At 59.6% G+C, this 7,763-nt stretch carries 7 protein-coding genes and 1 tRNA gene; 4 read left to right on the forward strand and 4 right to left on the reverse strand.

The features are described 5' to 3' along the window. The first annotated feature begins 57 nt into the window (after positions 1–57). Positions 58–729, forward strand: a complete 672-nt coding sequence (gene rnt, locus BUC04_RS03605) for a ribonuclease T (RefSeq protein ID WP_143165521.1) — start codon at positions 58–60, stop codon at positions 727–729. A 165-nt stretch (positions 730–894) separates the two neighbouring features. Here rnt and BUC04_RS03610 read toward each other — a convergent pair whose 3' ends face one another. Further along, on the reverse strand, positions 895–1,500 hold the full coding sequence (locus tag BUC04_RS03610) for a peroxiredoxin C (RefSeq protein ID WP_067658781.1): 606 nt from the start codon (positions 1,498–1,500) through the stop codon (positions 895–897). A 257-nt stretch (positions 1,501–1,757) separates the two neighbouring features. Next, complete coding sequence (locus tag BUC04_RS03615; protein WP_067658784.1) at positions 1,758–2,363, reverse strand: peroxiredoxin C; 606 nt, start codon at positions 2,361–2,363, stop codon at positions 1,758–1,760. Between the two features lie 292 nt (positions 2,364–2,655). Here BUC04_RS03615 and BUC04_RS03620 point away from each other — a divergent pair, with 292 nt between their 5' ends. The 3 genes from BUC04_RS03620 (at position 2,656) to BUC04_RS03630 (ending at position 6,167) form a co-directional block, all read left to right on the forward strand. Further along, on the forward strand, positions 2,656–4,011 hold the full coding sequence (locus tag BUC04_RS03620; protein WP_067658787.1) for a Na+/H+ antiporter family protein: 1,356 nt from the start codon (positions 2,656–2,658) through the stop codon (positions 4,009–4,011). 111 nt (positions 4,012–4,122) lie between these two features. After that, on the forward strand, positions 4,123–5,853 hold the full coding sequence (locus BUC04_RS03625) for a DNA repair helicase RadD (protein WP_067658791.1): 1,731 nt from the start codon (positions 4,123–4,125) through the stop codon (positions 5,851–5,853). Positions 5,854–5,903: 50 nt separating this feature from the next. Further along, the gene (locus tag BUC04_RS03630; protein ID WP_067658794.1) at positions 5,904–6,167 is read left to right on the forward strand and encodes a GrxA family glutaredoxin; all 264 of its coding nucleotides are present in this window, start codon (positions 5,904–5,906) and stop codon (positions 6,165–6,167) included. Between the two features lie 56 nt (positions 6,168–6,223). Here the strand turns inward: BUC04_RS03630 and BUC04_RS03635 are convergent, their stop codons facing one another. Both BUC04_RS03635 and BUC04_RS03640 read right to left on the reverse strand, forming a co-directional pair. Beyond that, on the reverse strand, positions 6,224–7,333 hold the full coding sequence (locus BUC04_RS03635; protein ID WP_073325570.1) for a DcaP family trimeric outer membrane transporter: 1,110 nt from the start codon (positions 7,331–7,333) through the stop codon (positions 6,224–6,226). A gap of 353 nt (positions 7,334–7,686) precedes the next feature. Next, positions 7,687–7,762 (reverse strand) — tRNA-Lys (locus BUC04_RS03640). Position 7,763 lies beyond the last annotated feature (1 nt).

The raw sequence follows: 7,763 nt of genomic DNA on the forward strand, positions 1-7,763 counted from the left end.
CCGCCCCTTTTCATCCGGGCCCCGGCTCTGAGATAATGCACGCCCTTTTTCAGCCCGATGAGTTTCATGAGCCAAGCCAACCCCAACCTGCTGTCCCAACGCTTTCGCGGTTACTACCCGGTAGTCATCGACGTCGAGACCGCGGGTTTCAACGCCCGAACCGACGCCCTGCTGGAGATCGCTGCCGTCACCCTGAAGATGGACGAGGAGGGCTGGCTCAAGCCGGATCAGACCTATCACTTTCATGTGCAGCCCTTTGAGGGGGCCAACCTGGAGCCGGCGGCGCTGGAGTTCAACGGCATCACCGATCCCTTCAGTGCCCTGCGCGGTGCCGTGACCGAGCAGGAGGCGTTGTCGGAGATCTTCAAGGCGGTACGCAAGGGCCAGAAGGCCGCGGACTGCAACCGCTCCATCATCGTTGCCCACAACGCCGCCTTTGATCAGGGCTTTGTCAACGCCGCCGCCGAGCGGGCCAAGCTCAAGCGGGTGCCCTTCCACCCCTTTGCCAGCTTCGATACCGCCGCCCTGTCCGGCCTGGCCCTGGGTCAGACAGTCCTGGCCAAGGCCTGTCGCGCCGCCGGGATCCCCTTTGACAACAAGGAAGCCCACTCCGCGCTGTACGACACCGAGCGCACCGCCGAGCTGTTCTGCCATATCGTCAATCGCTGGAAATCCCTGGGTGGCTGGCCGCCCATTGCACCGCAACCGGCGGATGCCGATGCGCCCTAACTAGGTGCTGGGTGCTAGGTGCTAGGTGCTAGGTGCTAGGTGCTAGGTGCTAGGTGCTAGGTGCTAGGTGCTAGGTGCTAGGTGCTAGGCAGCAACAACAGCCAAGCCATTTTTAGCCAATAAAAAAGCCGCCCAAGGGCGGCTTTTTTGTGTCTGTGGCGAGGCTTACAGGCTCTCAGCGTTCTCAGACAGGAAGCGGGCGACGCCGTCCGGGGAGGCGGCCATACCGGCTTTGCCCTTCTCCCACTGGGCCGGGCACACTTCGCCGTGCTCTTCGTGGAACTGCAGCGCGTCGATCATGCGCAGCATCTCGTCAACGTTACGGCCCAGCGGCAGGTCGTTCACCACCTGGTGACGTACCTGGCCTTCCTTGTCGATCAGGAAGGAGCCTCGGAAGGCTACGCCGGCTTCCGGGTGCTCAACGTCGTAGGCTTGGCAGATCTCGTGCTTCACGTCGGCCACCAGGGTGTAGCGAACCGGACCGATACCGCCCTGCTCTACCGGGGTGTTACGCCAAGCGTTGTGGCTGAACTGGGAATCGATGGAAACACCGATAACCTCAACACCACGCTCACGGAACTCCTCGATGCGGTGATCGAAGGCGATCAGCTCAGAGGGGCACACGAAGGTGAAGTCCAGCGGGTAGAAGAACACCACAGCCGGCTTGCCTTTGATGGCGGAGGCCAGGTTGAAGTTTTCAACGATCTCACCGTTGCCCAGTACGGCAGCAGCGGTAAAGTCCGGGGCTTGGCGGCCTACGAGTACGCTCATGCTAATCTCCAAGTGTTTGAATTGTCATCCAGTAAGTTAACGATGCCGTTAACTGCTGGGCCCATTATAGGGCCTGCCTAAAAGCTGACAAGGCTCACACCCTACGGCATTTTCGATTGCTGGATCAGAAAAAAGCCGGCTTGCCCAACCTACCAATTGTGTTAGGGCGAGGCGGAACGGCCATGGCATTTCGAGATATTCAAGGCATCAAAAAAGCCGCCCGAAGGCGGCTTTTTCTGTCTTGGTAACGACGAGGCTTACAGGCCTTCGGCGTTCTCGGACAGGAAGCGGGCAACGCCGTCCGGGGAGGCGTCCATACCGGCTTTGCCTTTCTCCCACTGAGCCGGGCACACTTCGCCGTGCTCTTCGTGGAACTGCAGCGCGTCGATCATGCGCAGCATCTCGTCAACGTTGCGACCCAGCGGCAGGTCGTTGATTACCTGGTGACGTACCTGGCCTTCCTTGTCGATCAGGAAGGAGCCACGGAAGGCTACGCCGGCTTCCGGGTGCTCAACGTCGTAGGCTTGGCAGATTTCGTGCTTCACGTCGGCTACCAGGGTGTAGCGAACCGGACCGATGCCGCCCTGCTCTACCGGGGTATTACGCCAGGCGTTGTGGCTGAACTGGGAATCGATGGAAACACCGATAACCTCAACACCACGCTCGCGGAACTCCTCGATGCGGTGATCAAAGGCGATCAGCTCAGAGGGGCACACGAAGGTGAAGTCCAGCGGGTAGAAGAACACCACGGCAGGCTTGCCTTTGATGGCAGACGCCAGGTTGAAGTTATCAACGATCTCACCGTTGCCCAGTACGGCAGCAGCGGTGAAGTCCGGGGCTTGACGGCCTACGAGTACGCTCATGGGATTCTCCAATGATTATATTTTTTCGATAGTTAGCAACCTTGCTAACCGATGGGGCCATTATAGGGAGGGAGCCTGACGGCACAAGCGCTAAGCCAAGCGACTTTTTCGATTGTGCCGGCAGGAAAAATGAATCTTGCCGAATCTGGTTTCTTTGACAGATATCTCTGTTTAAAGGTTATTTATGACCGTAATTCACCTTTCTCTGGACTCATCGAGCAGTTTGCTTACTATGAACCGGCCATAGAGCAATCTTCCGATAGAACAAGAAAAGCGAGAACCATCTTTTATTATGAATGCCGTCATTATCGCCGTTGTGCTGATGCTGGCCCTGAGCGTCGCCAGGGTTAACGTGGTGATTGCCCTGATCACCAGTGCCCTGATCGCCGGTCTGACCGCCGGCATGGGGATCAACGACACCATCTCCGCCTTCAACGCTGGCCTGGGGGGCGGTGCTGAGGTGGCATTGGCCTACGCCCTGCTCGGCGCCTTTGCCGTAGCCCTGGCCCACACCGGCATCACCGATCTGCTGTCCCGCGCCATCATCCAGCGCCTGGGTAAGACACCGGATGCCTCCGCGGTGCGCACCGTGCGCACACTGCTGCTGATGGCGATCCTGGCGATGGCCGTGATGTCTCAGAACCTGGTACCGGTACACATCGCCTTTATCCCGATCCTGATCCCGCCGCTGCTGCACGTGATGGAGTCGCTGCGCCTGGACCGCCGCATGGTGGCCTGTATCATCACCTTCGGCCTGGTAACCACCTACATGGCGGTGCCGCTGGGCTTTGGCCTGATCTTCCAGGACGGCCTGCTGCTGCAGAACCTGCTCAACAATGGCCTGCAGGCGCTGGTGGACGACAACAGCATCGCCGCGCTGAGCGTTAATGACGTGGCCGCTGCCATGGTGATCCCCGCCCTGGGCATGCTGGCCGGCCTGCTGGTGGCGATCTTCATCAGCTACCGCAAGCCCCGGGACTACGACGTGGCCCAGACCCTGGCCACCGAGCCGGAGCACACCGAGCTGAACCCGCGCCGTATCCAGGTGGCTCTGCTCTCCATCGTGCTGGCTCTGGCGGTTCAGCTGTGGACCGGCTCCATGATCTTCGGTGCCCTGGTGGGCTTCGTGGTGCTCTCCGTGGCGGGCATCGACAAGGCGGAGATCAGCGCCCAGGACGCCTTTACCCGTGGCGTACACATGATGGCCAACATCGGCTTTATCATGATCGCCGCCAAGGGCTTTGCCGAGGTGGTGAAAGCCACCGGTGAAGTACCCATGCTGGTGGAGTCGGTACAAGGGATCATTGGCGACAACAAGGCGCTGGGTGCCCTGCTGATGCTGGCCGTTGGCCTGATCATCACCATGGGGATCGGTTCCTCCTTCTCCACCATCCCGATCATCGCCACCATCTACGTGCCGCTGGGCCTGGCTTTTGGCTTCTCCGTACCGGCCATCATTGCCCTGGTCGGCACCGCCGCTGCCCTGGGTGACGCCGGTTCTCCGGCCTCGGATTCCACCCTGGGCCCGACCTCCGGTCTTAACGCCGATGGCCAGCACGATCACATCCGCGACACCGTGATCCCCACCTTTATCCACTTCAACCTGCCGCTGCTGGCGTCCGGATGGGTGGCGGCCATGGTGCTGTAAGCCTTAAGCAATTCAGCCCTGAGCAAGAAAGTCCAAAGCCCCGGCCATCCGCCGGGGCTTTTTGTTATGATGGCGCTTTGCAACAGCTTGAATCCCCTATCCTCCTCCGCCATGGCCTACACACTACGTCCCTATCAGCAGGAAGCGGTTGATGCCGTGCTCAGCCACTTTCGCCGTGATCGCAGCCCCGCCGTGGTGGTACTGCCCACCGGTGCCGGCAAAAGCCTGGTGATCGCCGAGCTGGCCCGACTGGCCAAAGGGCGGGTACTGGTACTGACCCACGTGCAGGAGCTGGTGGCGCAAAACCAGGAGAAGTTCGCCGCCTTTGGCGAGCACAGCGCCATCTACTCCGCCGGCCTGGGTCAGAAGGACACCGACGCCAAGGTGGTGTTTGCCTCGGTCCAGTCCCTGGCCCGCATTGCTAAGCAGCTGACCGAGCCCTACTCCATTGTCATTGTCGACGAGTGCCACCGCATCAGCCTGGACACAGACAGCCAATACCAGGCGCTGCTTCAGCAGTTGCAGCGGGTCAACCCCAAGTTGTGCCTGCTGGGGCTCACCGCCACCCCCTATCGACTGGATGGTGGCTGGATCTACCAGCGCCACGTCAATGGCACCCTGCGCAGCCAGGAAGACAAGCCCTTCGCCCAGTGCGTCTACGAGCTGCCCATCAGTCGCTTGATCAAGGACGGCTACCTGACCCCTCCAAACCTGGTGGACGGCGCCGTGGCCAGCTGGCTGCTGCCGGATGACAGCGGCGAGCTGCCGCAGGTCGACCCGGAGTTTCGCGGCCGCGCCACCACCTTAATCTGTCAGCAGATTGTTGAGCAGGCCCAGTCTCGCCAGGGGGTCATCGTCTTTGCCGCCACCGTGCTGCATGGCAAGGAGATCCTGGCCCGCCTGCCCAAGGGTGAGGCGGCGCTGTTGACCGCCGAGACCCCCAAGCCCGAGCGGGCGGAACTGATCGCCCGCTTTAAGGCCCGGGAGCTGAAGTTCTTGGTCAACGTGGCGGTGCTCACCACCGGCTTTGACGCCCCCCATGTGGATCTGATTGCGCTGATGCGACGCACCGACTCAGTGGCGCTGTTCCAGCAGATGGTGGGTCGGGGCCTACGCCTAAGCCCCGGCAAAAGCGATTGCCTGGTGCTGGATTACGCCGGTAACGGCTACTCGCTGTTCTCACCCGAGGTGGGCGAACCACGCCCTCACCCGGATACTGAGCCGGTCTCCGTGCCCTGCCCCAAGTGTGGCCACGACAACGCCTTCTGGGGCCGTAGCGACGACCATGGCCTGGTGCTGGAGCACTTCGGCCGCCGCTGCCAGGGCTGGGACGAGGAAAGCAGCGCCCAGTGCGACTACCGCTTCCGCTTTAAGGAGTGTCCTGATTGCCTGACTGAGAACGACATCGCCGCTCGGCAGTGCCAGGGCTGCGGCAAGCAACTGGTGGATCCGGACGCACGCCTCAAGGAGGTGCTGCGACTGAAGGACTACAAGGTACTGCGCTGCAGCGGCATCCAATTGGAGGCAGACAGCGACAAACAGGGCAAGCCCAGGCTCAAGGTGCGCTGGTTTGACGAAGATGGCGATGAGCTCAATCGGGCTTTTTACTTTGACTCACCCCAGCAAAAAGGGCATTTTTACCATCAATTCGCGCGCAACCACCTGAAGAATCCAGGTCAGCCGCTGCGACTGCAGGACAGAGACCAGGTGCTGGCGCACCAACATCTGTTCCGCCACCCCGATTTTGTGATTGCCCGCCTGGAGAAAAAACGGTTCTGGCGGGTGATCGAATGCGTATTTGATTACAAAGGACGCTTCCGTACCGCAGACAGCGCTTATTGAGCCGCCAACTGTGGTATAACGTCCTCCAGACTTAGACCTTGGAGAAGCCCATGTTTGTTGTTATTTTCGGCCGTCCCGCCTGTCCCTTCTGTGTTCGCGCCAAGCAGATCGCCGAGAGCCTGCAGGAGTCCCGTGACGACTTCAAATTCCGTTACGTCGACATGCACGCCGAGGGTGTGACCAAAGAGGAACTGGAAAAGACCGTGGGCAAGCCGGTTGCTACCGTTCCCCAGATCTTTGTTGATCAGAAGCACGTTGGCGGCTGCGACGACTTCGAAGCCTACGCTAAGGAGCACCTGGGCCTGTACGCCTAAGGACCCCAGACACAAAAAAGGCCGGCATCATGCCGGCCTTTTTTATTGCGTTTGCCTTAGATGGCGTACTTGAACGACAGCATAAAGCGGTTCAGCTCGCCATCGTCGCCGTTGGCACGCTCGTTCAAGGCGTACAACCACTCTACCCCAACGGTCAAAGGCTTAACCGGCGAGAACATCAGGTTGACGTTGCCGCTGTAGGAGGTTTCGTTGGCCGTCGTACCATCCAGGATCCCCGGGTTGTCCGCCTCAAAGCCTGACACGGTGAAGTTGGAGCGCCACTTGTCGCTCCACCAGTGCTGATAGCTGACGAAGCCGGAGATGGAGGAGATGGTATCCGCACCACCGCCGTCACGCAGCACCGCCGCATTGGCGTAGTTCAGTGCGATGTAGCGGCCGGTACCGTCACCGTAGTTGAGCATGAACTTCAGCACGTCACGGTTGAACACCGGCACAACACCGGCGAAGGAGAGGCCGTAGCCCATCTCGCTCTCATCGTAGGTGGTGTCACCGATGGTCTCATCGATGTCCAGCGAGCGCAGCAAACCGGCGATGGAGAAGCTGGCGTCACCGCCCTTGAAGTCATAACGGGCAACCAGGTCCGGGATGTAGCTGGAGTCGGACTCGATGCGACCGCCGGCGGTGCTGGTGAAGGTGGACTTGGGATTCTCAATGGCGACTGAGAAGCCATTGTTGGAGTACTTGATCAGGCCCTGACGGACAAAGGGGGTGCCTTCCGCCGCCCCAACAAAGTCCAGCGCTTCCGGCAGCGCTCCGGGGTTCTGGAAGGTACTCCAGGTCTGACCGGCGGTCCAGTTATCGAAGGTCACGGTGGCGTGACGCAGACGCGGGGCGTAGCTATTGGAAACCCGCTCGTTACCGTCACTGGTGGTGAAGAAGTCCAACTCAACGAAGAACTTCAGGGTGTGACCGTCCATATCGCTGGTAGAGGTAAAGTTGAAACGGGTTTCCCGGGCCTGGAAGTCGGTCACTGTGTTGGCGCGGTTGGGATCGCCGTAGATGGTGCCTGGAACATAGAATTGGCGCGACAGGTTGCTGTCGTCCGGAGCGCCGTTATCGTAGTTGCTGACCATGAAATCAGCTTTCACATAGCCACCGAATTTGAATTCCGTCTCTGCCATTGCTGAGGGCGCAGCCGCCAACATGGCCAGACTCAGAGGGGCTAGAGTTGCCTTGAGCACTTTGGAACTGTTCACCTGTATCACTCCCTGTCATTTTATTGATGCATAGGTACTATCCAGCAGTCACAGGGGACTTCGTATTAGCAAAAAGTCGCAATTCTTGTGACAAAACTCGCGATAGCCATTAACACCATAGTACAGAGCTGAATGTTACTCAGTAGTGACTCGGCCGTCTCAGATTAAAGTCTAATAGGCAGCGATGGCAGTATTACGAAACAAAAGCGGAGACAGAGAGGATCTCTAAAGATCAAACGCAGGTAACAGCGCAGGGTAAAACGTACGGCAAATCGACAGGGAAACAGAGAAGCAGGAGAAGGTGGTGGGTCGTGAAGGATTCGAACCTTCGACCAATTGGTTAAAAGCCAACTGCTCTACCAACTGAGCTAACGACCCA

Origin of the sequence: Ferrimonas marina (assembly GCF_900129905.1) — a bacterium.
Lineage (GTDB): Bacteria > Pseudomonadota > Gammaproteobacteria > Enterobacterales > Shewanellaceae > Ferrimonas > Ferrimonas marina.